A 19,792-nucleotide genomic window follows, 5' to 3' on the forward strand; every position below is an offset into this window, starting at 1 on the left:
TGACGGCGGTTCGATCGACCGCGTCGATCAGGATATCGAATCGATTCGAGAACACGCCAGTGGTCTGGGCGCCGCGGATGGGGAGAGCTGCGTCGCCGGCGCGATCGGTCCGGCGCACGGTGTGTGCTCTAGCGTGAGGGGATGACCACCGATACCCCGTCCTTGACCCTTGCCGAGCGCGCGTCGCGACTGCGCGAGCTGCACGCGGCATCCGACATCCTTCGTGTCGTGAACGTGTGGGACGTCGTTTCGGCGCGGGCAGTGCTCGCCCTGCCCGAGACGCGCGCGATCGCCACGGCCGGCCATTCGATCGCGGCGAGCTTCGGCTACGACGACGGCGCCATCCCGCTGGAGACGACGCTCGACATGGTCTCGCGGATCGTCCGGGCGGCGGGAGACGTCCCCGTGACCGCGGACCTCGACGACGGCTACGCGGATCCCGGAGAAACCGTCCGTCGCGCCATCGGCGTGGGCGTGGTGGGGGCCAACGTCGAAGACCGGCTGCGGCCGCTCGACGAGGCCGTCGCGCGTGTCGCTGCGATCACGGCCGCGGCGGATGCAGAAGGGATACCCTTCGCCCTGAACGCTCGCACCGATGCGTTCGTCCGGGCGGGCGGGCGCCCCGTCGAGGAGTCCATCGCGGATGCGATCGAGCGCGGCCGCGCCTACCTCGAGGCGGGCGCCGATGTGGTGTTCGTCCCCGGCATCCTCGACGCCGCGGTGGCCGGCCGGCTCGTCGAAGGGATCGGGGAGCGGAAGGTGAGCGTCATCGGACTTCCCGGTGCGCTGACCGCCGCCGAGTACGAGGCCCTCGGCGTCGCACGCATCTCCTACGGACCCACCACACAGCGCGTGGCGCTGACGGCGCTCCAGGACCTCGCCCAAGACCTGTACGCCGACGGAGCCATCGCTGGCACGACCCGCGCGCTGAACTGAGCGGGCGGCGATCAGCGTCATGAGCGGTGCGAACGGGGCGGGAGGCGCCCGAGCCGAACTCGCCGCCCTCGCGCGCGGCACGGACGGTCTCCGGGTCGCGGAGCTGCCCGCGCCGGCACCGTCGGATCGGGCGGCGGCCGTCCTCATGCTGTTCGGTGTGCTCGATGCGCACCCTGCGGCGCGCTCCGCGGCCGACGAAGCCGTGTCGGCCGACCTCGATGTGCTGCTGCTGTCACGGGCGGCGACGCTGCGCGCCCATCCCGGTCAGGTCGCGTTCCCGGGCGGCCGGCTCGAACCCGGCGACGACGGCCCGGTGGCCGCGGCACTGCGCGAGGCACGCGAGGAGACCGGTCTGGACCCTGCAGGCGTCGAGGTCCTGGGTGTTCTCCCCGCCGTGCCGCTCGCGTTCTCACAACACGTCGTCACTCCGGTGCTCGCCTGGTGGCAGAGGCCCTCACCCGTCGGCGTGGTGGATGTCGCCGAGTCGGCGGCGGTCTTCCGCGCCCCGGTCGCGGATCTGCTCGACCCCGCTCGCCGGGGCGTCACGGTTCTGCGACGCGACGGTCGAGAGTGGCGTGGACCTGCGTTCCTCGTGGACGACGCCGCAGGCGAGTTCCTCGTCTGGGGCTTCACCGCTCTGCTGCTGGACGCCGTCTTCGATCGCCTCGCATGGACGGAGCCCTGGGACCGGTCGCGTGAGTTCGCTCTGCCGACGTGATGCGCCAGACTCGAGGCATGTCGTTGCCTCTGGATCTGCCCGACGGCGCGCAACTGCGCGCCGCACGCCCGGGTGACGAACCGGGGATTCTCGCTCGCATCCACGATCTCGCGCGGTACGAGGACGAACCGGACGCGGTGGCGAACACCGAGGAGGCGCTCACGGAGGCGCTTTTCGGACCCGAGCCGCGCGTCTGGGCGCACGTCGTGGAGCGCGCCGGCGCGGTCGTCGGCATCGCGATCTGGTTCCTCACCTACTCCACGTGGACGGGCCGGCACGGGATCTGGCTGGAAGACCTCTTCGTCGCCGAGTCGGAGCGTGGGCGCGGCTTCGGTCGAGCGTTGATCGGATCGTTGGCGGCGCTCTGCGTCGACCGCGGGTACACGCGTCTGGAGTGGACGGTGCTGGACTGGAACGAACCCGCGATCGCGTTCTATCGCTCGCTGGATGCAGCGCCGATGGCGGAGTGGACGACGCAGCGCCTCACGGGAGAAGCGCTGCGTCGTGTGAGCGAGAGCTGATCCGCGTCAGGCGGCGCCTCGCACATCGCGCAGGAAAGCCGTGACGTTCTCGCGGAGAGCTTCGATGCGTCGATCCCGCGCCGCCTCCCGGTCGAAACCGAGGTAGGCGGAGGGCGGCAGGCGACGGACGTTGCGCGAGCACTCGAAGCCGGCGCAGATGAGGGTTCCCACCGTGTCGCCGCGGCGACCGGCGTCGCCAGCGCGGCGGGCGACGAACAGCGAAACGTCGTTCGGCAGCTCGACGTCGTTGCACCACGCGCATTGCGCGCGCGTGCGGGGCCGGCTGTCGGCTTCGCGCAGGATCACGCCGATCGGCCGGCCCTCGACCTCGGCGACGGCGTAGCCCATCTTCGGCTGTTTGGGGTCGCGCCAGCCGAGATAGTCCAGGTCGTCCCATGACACCGTCTCGAGGGTCGGCGGGAGGAGAACGGCTTTGCGCTCGCGCAAAGATGCGTTGACGAAACTTGCCCGGATGCGGGCGTCGTCCACAGGGGTCATGACGGTGCTTTCGTGTGCGTGCCGCCGAAGCGGCGGGTGGGACGTCGGTCGATCGCCGACGCAGATGCAGAGGAGCCCGGGAGGCTCGACCCTCATCTGTCGCCGGCGCGATGCGCGCCGGAGACCTCCTGACGCCCTGCGGGCTGCAGATCACGAATCACGCCGACCACTGTACGCCGTCGCCGGTGTGCAGGCGCCGTACTCTGGTGACGTGCTCAGCCGTATGCGTGGACGCATCCTCCTCGCCGTCGTGGCGGACGTTGTCCTGGTGATCGTCTTCTGCGCCATCGGTCGCGCGAGTCACGAAGAGTCGCCGCTGCGGGGGCTGTTCCTCACCGCGTGGCCGTTCCTCGCCGCACTCGCCGCCGGCTGGGGAATCTCGCTCGCGTGGCGCCGGCCGTTCGCCGTGCTGCGCACGGGAGTGCCCGTCTGGGTCGCGACCGTGGCCGGGGGCATGCTGCTGCGGATTCTGGCGGGCCAGGGCACGGCGCCCGCATTCATCGTGGTCGCGTCGGTCGCCCTCGGCGTGCTGCTGGTCGGCTGGCGCGCGGTGGTGAGCATGGTGCGACGCCGGTCGGGTCGATCCGTGACGGCCGCCGCGGATGAGAACATGAAGGCATGATCAAGAACATCGCCCGATACGTCGACCACACGCTGCTCAAGCCGGAGGCCACCACGGCCGATGTCGCGGCGACGATCGCGGAAGCTGCGGCGCTCGGCGCCTACAGCGTGTGCCTGTCTCCCTCGGTGCTTCCCGTCAACGTCCCGGACGGGCTGAAGCTGGCGGTAGTCGTCGGGTTCCCGAGCGGCAAGCACCACTCGCAGATCAAGGCGGCGGAGGCGGCGCTGGCGGCATCCGAGGGCGCGGACGAGATCGACATGGTCATCGACGTGGGTGCGGCGATCGAGGCACGCTACGACGCGGTCGAGTCGGACATCCGTGCGGTTCGCGAGGCCGCCCCGGCTCCGGTCGTGTTGAAGGTCATCATCGAGTCGGCCGCGCTGAGCGACGCAGCCATCGTTGCCGTCTCGCAGGCTGCCGAGCGGGCGGGGGCCGACTTCGTGAAGACGTCGACGGGCTTCCACCCCTCGGGCGGTGCCTCCGTTCACGCGGTCGAGCTGATGAAGCAGACCGTGGGGGACCGCCTGGAGGTCAAGGCCTCGGGGGGGATCCGCACGCGCGAGGACGCAGAGGCGATGATCGCCGCCGGTGCCACGCGCCTCGGCCTCTCGAGCACGCGCGCCGTCGTCGAGGGGACGGCCGCGTCGGGCTCGTACTGACGCGCGCGGCGGACGACGCAACACGATGACGCGAGATGACGGCGCTCTTCGGGGCGCTGGATCGCGGTGCCTGGCTCTGATAGCCTTGATCGTCACTCGTGTGGCGCGCCCGATGGTGCGCGCAGGGTGACGAGAAACCAGACAATCCGCTTCGTCCGCCGCATGCGCGTGCGCTCGGAGCCTGAGACCCCAATCCAACAAGGACTACCCACTACATGACTACCGCAACGACCGCCCCGGCCACCAAGCAGGTCGCGATCAACGACATCGGATCTGCCGAGGACTTCCTGGCCGCGGTCGAGAAGACCCTGAAGTTCTTCAACGACGGCGACCTCATCGAGGGCACCGTGGTGAAGATCGACCGCGACGAGGTCCTCCTCGACGTCGGGTACAAGACCGAGGGCGTGATCCCCTCGCGCGAGCTCTCCATCAAGCACGACGTGGACCCCAACGAGGTCGTCAACGTCGGCGACCACGTCGAGGCCCTGGTTCTCCAGAAGGAGGACAAGGAAGGTCGCCTCATCCTGTCCAAGAAGCGTGCGCAGTACGAGCGCGCGTGGGGCGACGTGGAGAAGATCAAGGAGAACGACGGCGTCGTCACCGGTCAGGTGATCGAGGTCGTCAAGGGTGGCCTCATCGTCGACATCGGCCTGCGTGGCTTCCTGCCCGCATCGCTCATCGAGCTGCGCCGCGTCCGCGATCTCACCCCGTACCTCGGTCAGGAGCTCGAGGCGAAGATCCTCGAACTCGACAAGAACCGCAACAACGTGGTCCTGTCGCGCCGCGCTCTGCTCGAGCAGACGCAGTCGGAGTCGCGCTCCAACTTCCTCAACAACCTGCACAAGGGTCAGGTCCGCAAGGGCACGGTCTCGTCGATCGTCAACTTCGGTGCGTTCGTCGACCTGGGCGGCGTGGACGGCCTCGTGCACGTCTCCGAGCTCTCCTGGAAGCACATCGAGCACGCCTCCGAGGTCGTCGAGGTCGGCCAGGAGGTCACCGTCGAGATCCTCGAGGTCGACCTCGACCGCGAGCGCGTCTCGCTGTCGCTGAAGGCGACCCAGGAGGACCCGTGGCAGGTCTTCGCGCGTACCCACGCCATCGGCCAGGTCACGCCCGGTAAGGTCACCAAGCTCGTTCCGTTCGGTGCGTTCGTCCGCGTCGCAGACGGCATCGAGGGTCTTGTGCACATCTCCGAGCTGTCGGGCAAGCACGTCGAGCTGGCCGAGCAGGTCGTGTCGGTGGGCGAAGAGGTCTTCGTCAAGGTCATCGACATCGACCTCGAGCGTCGTCGTATCTCGCTCTCGCTCAAGCAGGCGAACGAGTCGGTCGACCCGTACGGCACCGAGTTCGACCCGGCCCTCTACGGCATGGTCACGGAGTACGACGAGAACGGCGAGTACAAGTACCCCGAGGGCTTCGACCCCGAGACCAACGCCTGGAAGGAAGGCTTCGACGCTCAGCGCGAGGCCTGGGAGCAGGAGTACGCCGCTGCTCAGGGTCGCTGGGAGGCCCACAAGGCTGCCGTCATCAAGGCTCAGGAGGCGGAGGCCAACAACGTCGGCACCGTCGAGGCCAGCGGCTCGTCCTCCTACTCGAGCGAGTCGGGCCCCGCGGGCACCCTCGCCGACGACGAGGCTCTCGCGGCTCTGCGCGAGAAGCTGTCGGGTCGTTGATCGACTGACATCCTCATGTGAGAGGGCCGGGATCTTCGGATCCCGGCCCTCTCCTCGTGCCGGCGGCGTCGATAGGGTGGGCCCATGACAGCGGGGCGAACGACGGATGTCGACGAGAGCAGTGGCGTGCCGCCGCGCCCCGGTCTCGTGCTCGCTGCTCTCGTCCTCGCGGCACTTGTGTGCAACCTCAACCTCGCGGCCGCTAACATCGCCCTGCCGGAGATCGGTGACGACTTCGCTGCCGGTCAGACCGGTCTGAACCTCGTCGCGCTCGGCTGCTCCCTCGGTCTCGCGATGTCCGTCCTGTACCTCGGGGCCCTCGCGGACCGATACGGCCGCAAGCAGATGCTCCTCCTCGGGCTCGCGCTCACCGTCGTCGCCAGCTTCGCGGCGGCCGCGGCCCCCTCGCTCGACTGGCTCATCGCGGCTCGCGTCTTCACCGGCGTGGCGGCGGGCATGGCCTACCCGACCACGCTGTCGTTGATCACGGCGCTGTGGTCGCGCGGGCCGGCCCGTACCGGCGCGATCGCCCTGTGGTCCAGCGTCAGCGCGATGTCGGGAGTGCTCGGCGCTGTTGCAGCCGGCCTCGTGCTCGAGGTCTTCCACTGGCAGGCGGCGTTCCTGCTGGCCGCCCCCATCGCCGCCGTCGGTTTCATCCTGGTCCTCGCCGTCGTCCCCTCCCACATCCGCGAGTCGACGGAACCGGTCGATCATGTCGGCGGAGTCTTGTCGGTGTTGGGCGTCGCGGCTCTCGTCGTCGGGGTGGGGATCATCGCCGCACCCGAGCAACGCCTCGCGGGCGGGGTCAGCCTTGCATTCGCGGTCGCGCTGCTCGCCTGTTTCGTATGGCGACAACGCGCGGCCGCGTCACCCCTGTACGACCTCGCCATCGCCCGACGCCGGATGTTCTGGGTGCCCGCGGTCGCGGGGATGGTCGTCTTCGGCTCGCTGATGGGGGCGATGTTCGTGGGCCAGCAGTTCCTGCAGAACATCCTCGGCTATGACACTCTCGCGGCGGGACTGGCGGTCGTGCCGGCCGCGGCCGGGCTGTTGATCGCGGCGCCGGTGTCTGCGCGGATGGTCACGACACGCGGGTCGAGGACGACCCTGCTGGCCGGTTACGCCTTCGTGTTCGCAGGTTTCCTCACGACCCTGTTCTGGCGGGAGCACACGCCCTACTGGCTGATCGGCGTCGGCTTCTTCACGATCGGGGTCGGGGCGGGCTTCGCCATGACCCCCGCATCCCGTGCGCTCACCGACGCGACGCCGGTGCGGCGCGTCGGAATGGCATCCGCGACCTCGGACCTCCAGCGCGACCTCGGCGGTTCGATCATGCAGGCCGTGCTCGGCGCCATTCTGGCTACCGGTTTCGCCGGCGCATTCGCTCGGGCGATCGCCGCCTCGCCGTCCGCGTCGCAGGTGTCCGCAGAGGTGCAGGCGGCATTGCAGGCGTCGTTCGCGTCTGCGCTGCATGTCGCAGATCAGTTTCCGCAGTACCGCGCCGAGATCGTCGCCGCCGCCACGCAGAGCTTGGTCGACGGTGCTCTGTGGGCGTACGCGGTCGGCGGGGTCGCCATCGTCTCCGGCGCGATCCTCGTGCGTGCGCTGTTGCCGTCGCACCAGGGCGAGCACATACTCATCGCGGAATACGTGGCGGCCGACGCGGTCGATGATGCGCCGCGGTCAGAGTCCGCCGGTCGGTGACGCTCCGTCTCTCCGGTCGTCGATGGGACGCGCAGGCGGTGGGGGCAAGTCCGCGCCGGGCCCCGGGTCGCGATAACGTCGGACTCATGAGCAACAGCGACGCCGGTGACGCGTATCCCGTCGCCGAGCATGTCGTCGATTCGCGGCGCATCCTGCGATGGGTTCGCGGGTTCGGTCGTCATTTCGCGCTGCCGCCGTTCCTCGACACCGGTCGTGCGCGGACGACGGCGACGCTTCAGCTCAGTCTCGCCGCGGTCGTCCTCGTCTACGTCGTCATCGCGGTGCCCTGGGGATACGCGGGCGATCTCGGCCTCTTCTGGTTGGGGGCCATCGTCGTGCTCGGCGCGGGCGGGGTGGCGTTGCTGGTTCCCTGGGCGAGAGTTTCCGCCTGGTGGATCATGGCCGTCCCGATCATCGATCTCCTCGGTATCGCCCTGCTCCGCCAGTCGCTGCCCTCCGGCGGGTTCGGTGTGCTCTTCTTCATCCCCGCCATCTGGCTCGCGATCTACTTCGGCATCGGCGGCTATCTCGTCGGCATCATCGTCGCGCCCACCGTCCTGGTCGCCACCGCGATCGTCGACCCTCGCCAGGAAGTCGGATACGTCACCTTCAGCCTCCCGCTGATGATCGTGGTCGTCGCGACCATCAGCCTCGCCCTCGGACGGCAGATGACAGCGCAGCGGTTGCTCTTCACCCGGCAGACCCGCACGATGGCGCGCACCCTGCGCCGCGCGCAGAAGCAGGAAGAACTGTTGGCCGAGGTGCTGGACACGATCGACTTCGGTGTCATCCGACTCGCCGCCGACGGTTCCACGACGGTCGCGAACGAGGCGCATGCGCGGCTGCAGCGCGCGGCTCGCTCGGCGGAGGCCGGCTCCGGCGGCGGTCACGCCGCCTTCGCGGCCGACGGCATCACGCCGGTGGATCGACACGACACCCCATTCGCGAGAGCGGCACGCGGAGAGGTCTTCGACAACCAGATCGTGTGGTTCGGAGGCGACGGACCGCGTCGTCGCGCCCTCAGCGTGACGGCGCGTCGTACGCGCGCCGTCGACGGCTCCGACAACGGCGCGGTGATCGTTTCGCGTGACGTCACGGCCGAGCTCACGGCGCTGCGCGCACGGGACTCCCTGGTCTCCTCGGTCTCGCACGAGCTTCGCACGCCGCTCACGTCGATCATCGGCTATCTCGAACTCGCCGTCGACGACCCGGAAGTGCCTGCACGTGCGCGCGGCTACCTCGACGTGGCGGAGCGAAACGTGTCGCGCTTGTTGGAGATCGTGTCCGACATCCTGACCGCGTCGAGCACGTCGGAGATGTCGGCGGACCTGACGATCTCACAGCAGGATGTGGACATCGCCGACGTGGTACGGGCGAGCGGCGAGTCCTGGGCACCCGCAGCAGCGGAACGCGCGATCGCGATCGACATGGCGGGGGTGCGACCCGCGCCTGCGTACGCCGATCCGCTGCGGATGCGTCAGGTCATCGACAACCTCGTCAGCAATGCGGTCAAGTACAACCGCGACGGCGGGCGCGTCACGCTCAGCACGACCTCAGACGGGATCACGACGATGATCACGGTCACCGATACGGGTGTCGGGGTCTCCGAGAGTGACGTGGGCAGACTCTTCGAGCGCTTCTTCCGGGTCGCCGACACGTCGACGGGAACCGGACTGGGCCTCTCGATCAGCCGCGAACTCGTGCGCGCGCACGGAGGCGACATCATCGTCACTAGTACCGCCGGTGTCGGCTCCACCTTCAGCGTGCAGCTCCCCGCGAGCGCTGAGTCGTTGGACGACCCGGACGCGATCGTCACGATCACCGGAACGGGTGCGTCGCGGCGCGAGGGGGGCAAGGCCACATGACGCTCGATCCCATCACCGCGGGCATCTTCACCTCGATCACGGTGGTCACCATCGCGGTGACCTACATCGCCACCACACTCTCGCGTCGTTATGGCGGCGGGGCACAGCTGTGGGGGATCGGCTTCCTGCTGCAGATCATCGCCGTCGTGTGCACCGTCGTGATCGGCCTGTTCGATGCCTCGGAGTGGACGAGCGTGTGGGCGCTCGCTCTGGGAAACGCCGCCGCAGTCGGTGCGGCCGGCTGCGTCCTGATGGGGTTCCGCGCATACAACGGCGAGGAGGTCGCCGGTCCCTCGCTCATGGTCGTGTCCCTCGCGTTCCTCGTCGCGGCGGTCACAGTGGTCGAGAGACCGGTCGTGGGCGGGTACACGAGCGTGCTCTGGTACAGCCTCGCGGTCGCCGGACTCTGCGTCGGCGCGATCATCCATGCCGTCGGCCCGAGGACGAGACCTCATGTCGCAACCTGGGTCTTCGCGGGATCGACCACGCTCTTCGGCGCCTATCACGTGATGCGGGCGGTGGTCGCATTGACCGCGGGGGAGGACAGCGTCGTCTTCACGGCCTGGTTCGGCCCGATCTCGCTCACTCTCGTCGTGCTGGTGCTGGGTACCGTGTCATCGTTGACGCTCTTCATGCTCCGCGCCGTGCTGGTCACCGACCAGCAGGCGGCCGGTTTCGCCGCCGTGGACGAGGTGCTTGCGGCCTCCGCGTTCCTCGCGATGCTGCGGCGGATCCTGCGCCGCGCCGCGCATCGCACCGAGCTCGTCGTGGTCATCGCGGTGATCGTCGAAGACGTCGGAGCGATCACCGCGTCGTTCGGACAGGAGGTCGCCGAGGCCACCACTCGAGTGCTGCGGTCGGCGGTGCGCGAGTTCGCGTCGCCCGTGGCGGCCGTGGGGGCCACAGACGATCGGACCATCATCCTCGTCGCAACGACGGCGTCGAGCCCCTCCGATGCGCGGCGTCAAGCGGGGCTCATCTACCGCGGCGTGATCGAACGCTTCGTGGATGCGCGGGGCATCGTGGTTCCGGGGGTGGGGGTCGGCGTAGCCCTCAGCCAGACCCTGGGTTACGGACCCGAGGTTCTCGTGGAGGCGGCGACGATCGCCGCGGTCGAAGCGTCCGAGAGCGACGAGACCTCGGTGGTCTTCGCCCAGGCGCGAGGCGTCGGCGCTCCTGCGTTCCCGGGGGAGCCGACGGAGCGATAGTGTCCACGATATGCACAGCGATGCTGCTCCCGCCCGAGGGAGAGGCGTACGCGCGTTCTTGCACGCGAGCCTCGCCGGACCACGGCCCTCTCGTGCGTTCGCGGCGCGGGGGCGCTCCGCCGTCCTGAACCAGCTCGTGCTGTGTGCACTGGTGCTGATCGTGGCCACGATCGGGATCCTCTCATCCACGCTGCGCAACCAGAGCCTGTTCCTCGTCGGGGTCGTGATCATCTTCGCGGTCGGGATGGCGACCCTGGCCGTTCCGTGGACGCGTATCCCGCGCGTGGCGCTCTATCTCCTGCCCCTCGCCGACGTCGCAGGCATCGCCGTCATCCGCGTCGCCGAGCCCATGAGCGGGCTCGGGCTGATGTGGGTCTTCCCCGCGATGTGGCTCGCCACTCTGGGTGTCGTCGGATTCCTCATCCAGTTCGCGATCATCACTGCTGCATACACGGTGATCGTCGTCTCGGGGGGAACGACCGTCTGGGGATACACGACGTTCCTGCTGCCCGCCGCCGTCCTGGCCGTCGCGACGACCACATTCATCTCGTCGCGACGTCAGCGAGCTCAGGCGCACCTGCTGGAGAAACAGGCGGCGCTGCTCAGCGGCGCGCTGCAGCGTGCCCAACGCCAGGAGGAGCTCGTCATCGATGTCCTCGACGCGGTGGACTTCGGTGTGCTGCGCATCGCCCCCGATGGAACGGTGTCCGTGGTGAATGAGGCGCTGGGACGGTTTCAGAACACGATCCCTGGATTCGGGTCCCGCAGCCGTGAGATCGAGAACGCGTACCGCGCCGACGGCGTGACACCGTTGCCGCGCGCGGAGCGCCCGCTCCTGCGGGCGCTGGCGGGAGAGGTGTTCGAGAATCAGGTGGTCTGGTTCGGCCACCCCGACGAGCGCCGTCACGCCATGAGCATCACCGTGCGCCGCATGCACGACGCCGAGGGCGCGGATGCCGGGGCTGTGCTGATCGCACGCGATGTCACCCCCGAGATGACGGCGATGCGCGCCCGCGACCGCCTCGTCGCCTCCGTCTCGCACGAGCTGCGAACACCCCTGACATCCGTGCTCGGTTATCTCGATCTCGCGCTCGACACGCTCGACGATCCGGAACAGGCGCGCCGTTCGCTGGAGATCGCGGCGCGGAACGGCGAGCGGCTCTTGGAGATCGTCGCCGACATCCTCGCAGCGTCCAGCGCGTCGCGCTTGTCCATCGACATGACCATCTCGCCCGAACCGATCGATGTCGCGGAGCTGGTAGCCGCGACGGCCGAGGCCTGGCGCCCGCGGGCGGCCGAGCGCGCCTTGACGATCGACACGACGGGCATAGAGCCGGCTCGCGCGTTCGCGGACCCGCTGCGGCTCCGGCAGGTCATGGACAACCTCGTCAGCAATGCGGTGAAGTACAACCGCGACGGCGGCGCGATCTTCCTCGGCTGCACCACCGACGGGGACTCGACGTGGATCCTCGTCCGAGACACCGGAACGGGCATCGCGGAGCCCGACCTCGGCCGGCTGTTCGAACGCTACTTCCGTGCGCGTACGGACGTCGAGGGAACCGGCCTCGGGCTCTCTATCAGCCGCGACATCGCGCGCGCCCACGGGGGCGACATCACGGTTCAGACGAGTCGCGGTCTGGGGTCGACCTTCATGGTGCAGCTTCCGGCCGACGAGCGCCCGGCGCCTGCGGCCGCGGTGCCCGGCGAGGAGACGGGTGTTCGGGGATGAATGTCGATCTGTTCACCGCATCGTTGTTCACCGCACTCGTGGGCAACGTCGCCGGGGCCGTTTTCATCATCGACACGATCCTGCGCCGTGACCACGGTCCGGGTCGCATCTGGGCGATCGCCTTCCTGTGCGGAATGACCACGACCATCGCGTACAGCATGTGGGCGGCGGGCGTGAGCGAGATGCTCACGATCGCGGTGGGCAACGCGCTCTTCGTGACGACCACGGCGGTGATGTGGCTCGGCTCTCGCAGCTTCAACCAGCGCCGGATCGGTTCGGCGACGGCGGTGACGTTGCTGGGAGCGCTGATCGTGGCGGGTGCCGTCGTCATCGAAGGCCCCGACGGGGGAGACTGGGCCGGATGGTTGACGATGGGCGGTGGCCTGGTCGTCTTCTCCACCCTCGCCGCGATCGAAACCCTCCGTGCACCGATGCGACGCTTCGGAACCGCCGCGGTGCTCGCCACTGTCTTCCTGGTGACGGCCGCCTTCTACCTCGCCCGTTGCGTGGTCTTCGTCGTCGCAGGTCCGGGCAGCGCGCTCTTCCTCGACGCGTTCGGTTCGATCGTGGCCAACTTCTTCACTGTCGTGCTGACCGTCGTCTCGGTCGTCGTCCTTTCGGTGCTCAGGGCGGCGCAGGTCGAGCTGCGCTCCTTCGCGTGGATGAGCAGCAGGGGGGTCAACTCGGATGGCATCCTGCTGGCGGCGACGCTTCGGACAGCGATGGCCGATGTCATCCAGCGCGCCCAATGGCGTGGTGAGCTGGTCTCGACCGTCGCCGTGCGCGTGGCGGACCTCTCAGAGATCCGCACGGCGTTCGGTGCAGACGTGGCGGGCGATGTGCTGCAGCACTGGCGTCAGAGTGTGCGTCGGTACGCGCCGTCGTTCGCCCTCGTGGGTGAGGACGGAGCGGACGCGCTGATCGTCGTCACACGCGCGGCGACCGCTGCGGAGGCTCGGCGACAGGCCGCCGTGATCTATCGCGGGGTGCTGGAGGCGCTGGGCGCCGTGAGTCGCGCGGTCATCCCCTCCGTCGGCGTCGGAGTCGCGCTGACGGAGACAGTCGGCTACCGGACGGAGGTCCTCGTTCAGGCTGCGCGCCTGGCGGCGGCCCAGTCCGCGACGAGCGTCGAGTCCTCCGTGCTGTTCGGCGGTCTGTCGGAGGCGGAGCAGGATCCGGCATGACGTCGTGGCATGCTCGAGGCATGCCTCTCATCGCACTCACCGGCGGGATCGCGTCCGGCAAATCGACCATCGCGCGTCGTCTCGCCGAGCGCGGCGCCGTCATCGTCGATGCAGACGCCATCGTGAGGGAGGTGCAGACTGCGGGCTCTCCCGTACTCGAGCGGATCGCAGCCGAGTTCGGGCCCGCGGTCATCCAGGACGACGGATCGCTGGATCGTGCCGCGCTGGGCGCGATCGTCTTCTCCGACGATGTCGCGCGGGAACGCCTGAACGCGATCGTGCATCCGGCGGTGCGGCGAGCATCGTCCGAACGGTTCGCGCGCGCCTTCGCGGAGGATCCCGATGCGGTGGTCGTCTACGACGTGCCGCTGCTGGTGGAGGCGCGTGGCGACGATCCGTGGGAGTCGATCGTGGTCGCCCACGCCCCGGCCGCGGTGCGCGAGCGCCGACTCGTCCAGCTGCGCGGCGCGAGCGAGCGTGACGCGCGGGCGCGGATCGCCGCCCAGGTCTCCGACGAGGAACGTCTGGCCATCGCCGATGTGGTGATCGACACGTCCGGTTCGCTCGCGGATACGCTCGCCCAGACGGACGAGCTGTGGGAGCGGCTGCGGGGCTGACCGCCCCGGTGTCCGTGGTCGCGCCTACGCTGGAACGGTGCAGACCACACGATCCGTTCGCCCCTTCGAGGTCGTCAGCGAGTACGTTCCGTCCGGCGACCAGCCGGGCGCGATCGCCGACCTCGCCGCCCGAATCAACGCCGGCGAGACCGACGTGGTGCTGTTGGGCGCCACCGGCACCGGCAAGTCCGCCACGACCGCTTGGCTGATCGAGCAGGTGCAGCGTCCTACTCTTGTGCTCGCCCATAACAAGACGCTCGCCGCCCAGCTCGCCAACGAGTTCCGCGAGCTCATGCCACACAATGCCGTTGAGTACTTCGTGTCGTACTACGACTACTACCAGCCCGAGGCGTACGTCCCGCAGACCGATACGTTCATCGAGAAGGACTCGTCGATCAACGCCGAGGTGGAGCGCCTGCGTCACTCGACGACGAACTCCCTGCTGAGCAGACGTGACGTCGTGGTGGTGTCCACGGTGTCCTGCATCTACGGTCTCGGGGCGCCCGAGGAGTATCTGCGCGCCATGGTGGCGTTGCAGGTGGGGGAGCGCTACGACCGCGATGCTCTCATCCGGCAGTTCATCGCCATGCAGTACAACCGCAACGACGTCGACTTCTCGCGCGGCAACTTCCGCGTCCGCGGTGACACGATCGAGATCATTCCGGTCTACGAGGAGTACGCCATCCGCATCGAGCTCTTCGGCGACGAGATCGAAGCGCTCTACACGCTGCACCCGTTGACGGGTGAGATCGTCGAGCGGATGGACTCGGTACCGATCTTCCCCGCCTCGCACTACGTCGCAGGAACCGATGTGGTGCAGCGCGCGATCGGCACGATCGAGACCGAGCTGGCCGAGCGGCTGAAGGAGTTCGAGTCGCAGGGCAAGCTCCTGGAGGCGCAGCGGCTGCGCATGCGCACGACCTTCGACCTCGAGATGCTGCAGCAGCTCGGATTCTGCTCCGGCATCGAGAACTACTCGCGGCACATGGACGGGCGTGCACCGGGGGAGCCCCCGCACACGCTGCTCGACTTCTTCCCTGACGATTTCCTCCTTGTGATCGACGAGTCGCACGTGACGGTGCCGCAGATCGGAGCGATGTACGAAGGCGATGCATCGCGCAAGCGCACACTCGTCGAGCACGGCTTCCGACTGCCCTCGGCGATGGACAACCGTCCGCTGCGGTGGGACGAGTTCAAGAACCGCATCGGCCAGACGGTCTACCTCTCGGCGACGCCCGGCCGGTACGAGATGGGCATCGCCGACGGCGTGGTGGAGCAGATCATCCGCCCCACCGGCCTCGTCGACCCCGAGATCGTGGTCAAGCCCTCCAAAGGCCAGATCGACGACCTGTTGGAAGAGATCCGGCTCCGGGTAGAGCGTGACGAACGCGTGCTGGTGACCACGTTGACCAAGAAGATGGCTGAGGAGCTCACCGACTTCCTCGGCGAGCACGGCGTGCGCGTCAGGTATCTGCACTCCGACGTCGACACGCTGCGCCGTGTCGAGTTGCTGAGCGAGTTGCGCGCGGGCGTCTACGACGTGCTCGTGGGCATCAACCTGCTGCGCGAGGGTCTCGACCTGCCGGAGGTCTCCCTCGTGTCGATCCTCGACGCCGACAAGGAAGGGTTCCTGCGCAGCGGAACCTCCCTGATCCAGACGATCGGCCGCGCCGCACGCAACGTCTCCGGCCAGGTGCACATGTACGCCGACAAGATGACTGATTCGATGCGCAACGCGATCGATGAGACCGAGCGGCGCCGCGAGAAGCAGATCGCGTACAACACGGCCAACGGCATCGACCCGCAGCCGCTGCGCAAGAAGATCGCCGACATCACCGACGCGCTCATCCGGGAAGGCGCCGACACGAAGGCGATGCTCTCGCGCGACCCGAAGGGCAAGGGCAAGTCGCCGACCCCGAACCTTCGCCGCGAGGGCATCGCGGCCGAGGGCGCTGCGCAGCTCGAGGCGACGATCTCCGACCTGTCCGATCAGATGCTCGCGGCGGCTTCGGAGCTGAAGTTCGAACTCGCCGCGCGACTGCGTGACGAGGTCCAGGACCTGAAGAAGGAGCTGCGCGCGATGGAGCGCGCCGGTCACGCCTGATCGGGCAATGTCGCGGGTAGCGTGCGTCGTCGGGATGCGGACCGATCACGCAGGGCCGGGCGCGCTCATCGTTCAGGGGCAGTGCATGATGGGCTTCGGCCCGGATCGGTCGAACGTGTGCGTCGACATCGGGGCGCCGCACAGCGGGCACGGCCGCTCGGTGCGCACCGGCTCCGGGGCCGTCTCGTAAGGACCCACGGATGCCGGACCCGCCGCGCGGATCAGGGTGCGGTTGATCCAGGCGTACCAACCGCCTGCTTCGCGCACGCGCTCTCGCAACGGCAGTCGGGGTTTCTTGTGTGCCATAACCATTAGTGTACTAACTAATCTGTAGGATGGAGCGATGACCGACGATCTGCTCCGGCTCGAGAACCAGCTCTGTTTCGCCCTGGTGACCGCTGCGCGCAACGTCGTCGCCATCTATCGGCCCGTGCTGGAGCCGCTCGGCCTCACGCATCCGCAGTACCTCGTGCTGCTCGCTCTGTGGGAGCGGTCGCCGCGCACCCTGGGGGAGCTCGCCGACGAGCTGGCGATGGAGCCGGCAACCCTGTCGCCGCTGTTGAAGCGTCTCGAAGCGCAGGGGAGGGTCACCCGCGCTCGTCGCGCCGACGACGAGCGCGTGCTGGAGATCGGCCTCACGGATGCCGGTCGCGAGCTCCGCGAGAGCGCCGTCCGTGTCCCGCAGCAGATCATGGCGCGCGTGGGGATGGATGCCGCCCAGATCGCGGCGCTGCGCGACGCGCTGGCGCCCTTCGCCGGTCGGCGCCCCGACCTCTGAGCCCGCGGCCGTACACGATGGTGCGCTCTCGGCGAAGCTCGGAGCCCGTGTCCGTGGCCCTGCCTAGACTTGCGTGGTGCCCATCTCGCCTGTCTCCGAACTCGCCCATGACGCCGGAACTCTCAGTGTCCGTGGCGCCCGGGTCCACAACCTGCGCGGCGTCGATCTCGACATCCCCCGCGACTGTCTCGTCGTCTTCACGGGTCTGTCCGGGTCCGGCAAGTCGAGTCTCGCCTTCGATACGATCTTCGCCGAGGGGCAGCGTCGCTACGTCGAGTCGCTGAGCTCCTACGCGCGACAGTTCCTCGGGCAGGTGGATCGCCCCGACGTCGACTTCATCGAGGGGCTGAGCCCGGCGGTGTCGATCGACCAGAAGTCCACCAACCGCAATCCGCGCTCCACGGTCGGCACGATCACCGAGATCCACGACTACATGCGCCTGCTCTGGGCCCGCATCGGTGTGCCGCACTGTCCGGAGTGCGGCGAGGTCATCCAGCGCCAGACGGTGCAGCAGATCGCCGACCAGCTCATGACGCTGCCCGAGCGCACGCGGTACCAGATCGTGGCGCCCGTGGTCACGCAGAAGAAGGGGGAGTTCGTCGACCTCTTCAAGGAGCTCAGCGCGAAGGGCTATGCGCGCGCCGTCGTCGACGGTGAGCTCATCCAGTTGTCCGAGCCGCCGGCGCTGAAGAAGAGTTACAAGCACGACATCGCCGTCGTCGTCGACCGACTCGTCGCCAGTTCCGACATCCTCTCGCGGGTCACCGACTCGGTCGAGACGGCGCTCGGTCTCGCGGGCGGCGTCATGCAGGTGAACTTCGTCGACGAGGAGGGTGACGACGCCTGGCAGAACTTCAGCGAGAAGCTCGCGTGTCCGAACGGTCATCCTCTGCAGCTCACCGAGATCGAGCCGCGCACGTTCTCGTTCAACGCTCCGTTCGGTGCCTGCCCGACCTGCTCCGGGCTCGGCACGCGCATGTCGGTCGATGTCGAGCTCATGCTCGGCGACGAAGATCTCTCGATCCGCGAGGGTGTCCTGGTGCCCTGGACGACGCAGGGCAAGGGACTGTTCCAGTACTACGAGCGCCTGCTCGAAGGACTCTCCTCCGACCTCGGCTTCTCGCTCGACACGCCCTGGCGCAAGCTCCCGCAGGACGTCAAGGATGCGGTTCTGCACGGCGACAACTTCAAGGTCTCGGTCAAGTGGAAGAACCGTTACGGCCGCGAGATGCGCTACACCTCGGGCTTCGAGGGCGTCGTCCCCTACATCGAGCGCCAGTACCAGCAGGCCGAGTCCGACAGCGCCCGGCAGCGGTGGGGCGAGTACCTCCGCGAGGTGCCCTGCCCGGTGTGCGACGGCACGCGTCTGAAGCCGGAGGTGCTCGCTGTCAAGGTGCACGGTCACTCGATCGCCGACGCCTCGAGCCTCAGCCTCATCGACGCGCAGGGCTTCTTCGACGGCCTCGAGCTGACCGACCGCGAGGCGAAGATCGCCGCCGCCGTGCTGCGCGAGATCCGAGCCCGTCTGAACTTCCTCATCCAGGTCGGACTCACCTACCTGAGTCTGTCCCGCGCGGCGGGCTCCCTGTCCGGCGGTGAAGCGCAGCGCATCCGGCTTGCGACGCAGATCGGTTCCGGCCTCACGGGTGTGCTCTACGTGCTCGACGAGCCCTCCATCGGCCTTCACCAGCGCGACAACCGGCGACTCATCGAGACGCTGCTGGCACTCAAGAACCTCGGCAACACGCTCATCGTCGTCGAGCACGACGAGGAGACCATCCAGGCTGCGGACTGGATCGTCGACATCGGCCCGCGAGCGGGTGTCGAGGGCGGGCGCGTCGTGCACTCGGGTACCTATCCGCAACTCCTCGAGGAGCCCGAGTCGCTCACCGCGGCATATCTTTCCGGGCGTCGCTCCATCGCGGTACCGGCCAAGCGCCGCAAGATCGACAAGAAGCGACAGATCTCGGTGGTGGGCGCGCGCGAGAACAACCTCAAGAACGTCACCGCGACCTTCCCGTTGGGCGTGCTGACCGCCGTCACCGGCGTCAGCGGCTCCGGCAAGTCGTCGCTGGTCAACGGGATCCTCTACGAGGTGCTCGCGTCACGGCTGAACGGCGCGCGCCGCGTTCCCGGCAAGCACACCCGGGTGACAGGCCTGGAGAACCTCGACAAGGTCGTGCACGTCGATCAGGCCCCGATCGGACGTACGCCCCGTTCGAACCCCGCCACCTACACCGGCGTCTTCGACCGCATCCGCACGCTGTTCGCGGAGACCCTCGAGGCCAAGGCGCGCGGCTATCAGGCCGGACGGTTCAGCTTCAACGTCAAGGGCGGGCGCTGCGAGGCGTGCTCGGGCGACGGCACGATCAAGATCGAGATGAATTTCCTCCCCGACGTGTACGTCGACTGCGAGGTGTGCCACGGTCAGCGCTACAACCGCGACACGCTCACGGTGCACTACAAGGGCAAGAACATCGCCGAGGTGCTGCAGATGCCGATCGCCGAGGCGGCGGAGTTCTTCGAGCCGATCCAGGCGATCCACCGCTACCTCAAGACGCTCGTCGACGTCGGCCTCGGCTACGTCCGTCTCGGACAGTCGGCGACGACCCTCTCGGGCGGCGAGGCGCAGCGCGTGAAGCTCGCGACCGAGCTGCAGCGACGCTCGAACGGCCGCAGCATCTACGTGCTCGACGAGCCGACGACGGGTCTGCACTTCGAGGACGTGAGTCGGCTTCTCGAGGTGCTCAACAGCCTCGTCGACAAGGGCAACACCGTGATCGTGATCGAGCACAATCTCGACGTCATAAAGTCGGCCGACTGGGTGATCGACCTCGGTCCCGAGGGCGGTTCGGGCGGTGGGACGATCGTCGCGACCGGTACGCCGGAGCAGGTCGCCCAGGTGCCTGAGAGCCACACCGGCGCGTTCCTCGCGGAGGTGCTGGGCGTCGCCGAACAGCGCAAGGCCGGCTGAGC

General features: G+C 68.5%; 17 protein-coding genes. 15 read left to right on the forward strand and 2 right to left on the reverse strand.

From position 1 onward, the window contains the following. Positions 1 to 141: 141 nt before the first annotated feature. Genes SK224_RS08645 through SK224_RS08655 form a run of 3 tightly spaced genes read left to right on the forward strand, consistent with a single transcriptional unit; the run spans position 142 to position 2,175 of the window. Entirely contained in the window at positions 142 to 936 is a 795-nt protein-coding gene (locus SK224_RS08645) for an isocitrate lyase/phosphoenolpyruvate mutase family protein (RefSeq protein WP_320434316.1), read from the forward strand. Between the two features lie 19 nt (positions 937 to 955). Next, on the forward strand, positions 956 to 1,654 hold the full coding sequence (locus tag SK224_RS08650; RefSeq protein WP_320434317.1) for a CoA pyrophosphatase: 699 nt from the start codon (positions 956 to 958) through the stop codon (positions 1,652 to 1,654). 17 nt (positions 1,655 to 1,671) lie between these two features. Then, a complete protein-coding gene (locus SK224_RS08655; RefSeq protein ID WP_320434318.1) occupies positions 1,672 to 2,175 on the forward strand; it encodes a GNAT family N-acetyltransferase in 504 nt (167 codons plus the stop codon). A 6-nt stretch (positions 2,176 to 2,181) separates the two neighbouring features. Here the strand turns inward: SK224_RS08655 and SK224_RS08660 are convergent, their stop codons facing one another. Next, positions 2,182 to 2,673: an FBP domain-containing protein gene (locus SK224_RS08660; protein WP_320434319.1), complete on the reverse strand. Its 492-nt coding sequence runs from the start codon at positions 2,671 to 2,673 to the stop codon at positions 2,182 to 2,184. Positions 2,674 to 2,884: 211 nt separating this feature from the next. On the opposite strand from SK224_RS08660, the gene SK224_RS08665 reads away from it, so the two are divergent. The 10 genes from SK224_RS08665 to uvrB all read left to right on the forward strand — a co-directional run bounded on the left by SK224_RS08665 (position 2,885) and on the right by uvrB (position 16,038). After that, positions 2,885 to 3,295 carry a DUF3054 domain-containing protein gene (locus SK224_RS08665; protein WP_320434320.1) on the forward strand — a complete coding sequence of 137 codons (411 nt, stop codon included), beginning with the start codon at positions 2,885 to 2,887 and terminating at the stop codon, positions 3,293 to 3,295. Continuing rightward, the gene (deoC, locus tag SK224_RS08670; RefSeq protein WP_320434321.1) at positions 3,292 to 3,954 is read left to right on the forward strand and encodes a deoxyribose-phosphate aldolase; all 663 of its coding nucleotides are present in this window, start codon (positions 3,292 to 3,294) and stop codon (positions 3,952 to 3,954) included. Before SK224_RS08665 ends, deoC begins: the two co-directional genes overlap by 4 nt. Positions 3,955 to 4,169: 215 nt before the next feature. Beyond that, a complete protein-coding gene (gene rpsA / locus SK224_RS08675) occupies positions 4,170 to 5,627 on the forward strand; it encodes a 30S ribosomal protein S1 (protein ID WP_234075368.1) in 1,458 nt (485 codons plus the stop codon). 84 nt (positions 5,628 to 5,711) lie between these two features. Further along, positions 5,712 to 7,331: an MFS transporter gene (locus SK224_RS08680; protein ID WP_320434322.1), complete on the forward strand. Its 1,620-nt coding sequence runs from the start codon at positions 5,712 to 5,714 to the stop codon at positions 7,329 to 7,331. A gap of 86 nt (positions 7,332 to 7,417) precedes the next feature. Then, on the forward strand, positions 7,418 to 9,196 hold the full coding sequence (locus SK224_RS08685; protein WP_320434323.1) for a sensor histidine kinase: 1,779 nt from the start codon (positions 7,418 to 7,420) through the stop codon (positions 9,194 to 9,196). After that, entirely contained in the window at positions 9,193 to 10,404 is a 1,212-nt protein-coding gene (locus SK224_RS08690; RefSeq protein WP_320434324.1) for a hypothetical protein, read from the forward strand. The genes SK224_RS08685 and SK224_RS08690 overlap by 4 nt, the downstream gene beginning before the upstream one ends. A 10-nt stretch (positions 10,405 to 10,414) precedes the next feature. After that, positions 10,415 to 12,133 (forward strand): ATP-binding protein, encoded by a 1,719-nt coding sequence (locus tag SK224_RS08695; RefSeq protein WP_320434325.1) that lies wholly within the window; start codon positions 10,415 to 10,417, stop codon positions 12,131 to 12,133. Next, positions 12,130 to 13,317 carry a diguanylate cyclase gene (locus SK224_RS08700; protein WP_320434326.1) on the forward strand — a complete coding sequence of 396 codons (1,188 nt, stop codon included), beginning with the start codon at positions 12,130 to 12,132 and terminating at the stop codon, positions 13,315 to 13,317. Before SK224_RS08695 ends, SK224_RS08700 begins: the two co-directional genes overlap by 4 nt. A gap of 20 nt (positions 13,318 to 13,337) precedes the next feature. Further along, positions 13,338 to 13,934, forward strand: coding sequence for a dephospho-CoA kinase (gene coaE, locus SK224_RS08705; protein WP_320434327.1), 597 nt, complete (start codon positions 13,338 to 13,340; stop codon positions 13,932 to 13,934). A 37-nt stretch (positions 13,935 to 13,971) separates the two neighbouring features. Beyond that, positions 13,972 to 16,038 (forward strand): excinuclease ABC subunit UvrB, encoded by a 2,067-nt coding sequence (gene uvrB, locus SK224_RS08710; RefSeq protein ID WP_320434328.1) that lies wholly within the window; start codon positions 13,972 to 13,974, stop codon positions 16,036 to 16,038. Positions 16,039 to 16,110: 72 nt separating this feature from the next. Here the strand turns inward: uvrB and SK224_RS08715 are convergent, their stop codons facing one another. After that, entirely contained in the window at positions 16,111 to 16,344 is a 234-nt protein-coding gene (locus SK224_RS08715; RefSeq protein WP_320434329.1) for a hypothetical protein, read from the reverse strand. A 37-nt stretch (positions 16,345 to 16,381) separates the two neighbouring features. Here SK224_RS08715 and SK224_RS08720 point away from each other — a divergent pair, with 37 nt between their 5' ends. Both SK224_RS08720 and uvrA read left to right on the forward strand, forming a co-directional pair. After that, the gene (locus SK224_RS08720) at positions 16,382 to 16,816 is read left to right on the forward strand and encodes a MarR family transcriptional regulator (RefSeq protein WP_320434330.1); all 435 of its coding nucleotides are present in this window, start codon (positions 16,382 to 16,384) and stop codon (positions 16,814 to 16,816) included. 76 nt (positions 16,817 to 16,892) lie between these two features. Next, positions 16,893 to 19,790, forward strand: a complete 2,898-nt coding sequence (uvrA, locus tag SK224_RS08725) for an excinuclease ABC subunit UvrA (RefSeq protein ID WP_413816771.1) — start codon at positions 16,893 to 16,895, stop codon at positions 19,788 to 19,790. Positions 19,791 to 19,792 lie beyond the last annotated feature (2 nt).

The sequence above is a fragment of the Microbacterium sp. BG28 genome (assembly GCF_034044005.1).
In the GTDB taxonomy this organism is placed as follows: domain Bacteria; phylum Actinomycetota; class Actinomycetes; order Actinomycetales; family Microbacteriaceae; genus Microbacterium.

Bases quoted from the DNA above. Each gene is read 5' to 3' on its own strand.
- SK224_RS08680 (WP_320434322.1), top strand. From the start codon at position 5,712: ATGACAGCGGGGCGAACGACGGATGTCGACGAGAGCAGTGGCGTGCCG.
- SK224_RS08685 (WP_320434323.1), top strand. From the start codon at position 7,418: ATGAGCAACAGCGACGCCGGTGACGCGTATCCCGTCGCCGAGCATGTC.
- SK224_RS08715 (WP_320434329.1), bottom strand. From the start codon at position 16,344: ATGGCACACAAGAAACCCCGACTGCCGTTGCGAGAGCGCGTGCGCGAA.
- coaE (WP_320434327.1), top strand. From the start codon at position 13,338: ATGCCTCTCATCGCACTCACCGGCGGGATCGCGTCCGGCAAATCGACC.
- rpsA (WP_234075368.1), top strand. From the start codon at position 4,170: ATGACTACCGCAACGACCGCCCCGGCCACCAAGCAGGTCGCGATCAAC.
- SK224_RS08700 (WP_320434326.1), top strand. From the start codon at position 12,130: ATGAATGTCGATCTGTTCACCGCATCGTTGTTCACCGCACTCGTGGGC.
- SK224_RS08720 (WP_320434330.1), top strand. From the start codon at position 16,382: ATGACCGACGATCTGCTCCGGCTCGAGAACCAGCTCTGTTTCGCCCTG.
- SK224_RS08660 (WP_320434319.1), bottom strand. From the start codon at position 2,673: ATGACCCCTGTGGACGACGCCCGCATCCGGGCAAGTTTCGTCAACGCA.
- SK224_RS08650 (WP_320434317.1), top strand. From the start codon at position 956: ATGAGCGGTGCGAACGGGGCGGGAGGCGCCCGAGCCGAACTCGCCGCC.
- deoC (WP_320434321.1), top strand. From the start codon at position 3,292: ATGATCAAGAACATCGCCCGATACGTCGACCACACGCTGCTCAAGCCG.
- SK224_RS08695 (WP_320434325.1), top strand. From the start codon at position 10,415: ATGCACAGCGATGCTGCTCCCGCCCGAGGGAGAGGCGTACGCGCGTTC.
- SK224_RS08690 (WP_320434324.1), top strand. From the start codon at position 9,193: ATGACGCTCGATCCCATCACCGCGGGCATCTTCACCTCGATCACGGTG.
- SK224_RS08655 (WP_320434318.1), top strand. From the start codon at position 1,672: ATGTCGTTGCCTCTGGATCTGCCCGACGGCGCGCAACTGCGCGCCGCA.
- SK224_RS08645 (WP_320434316.1), top strand. From the start codon at position 142: ATGACCACCGATACCCCGTCCTTGACCCTTGCCGAGCGCGCGTCGCGA.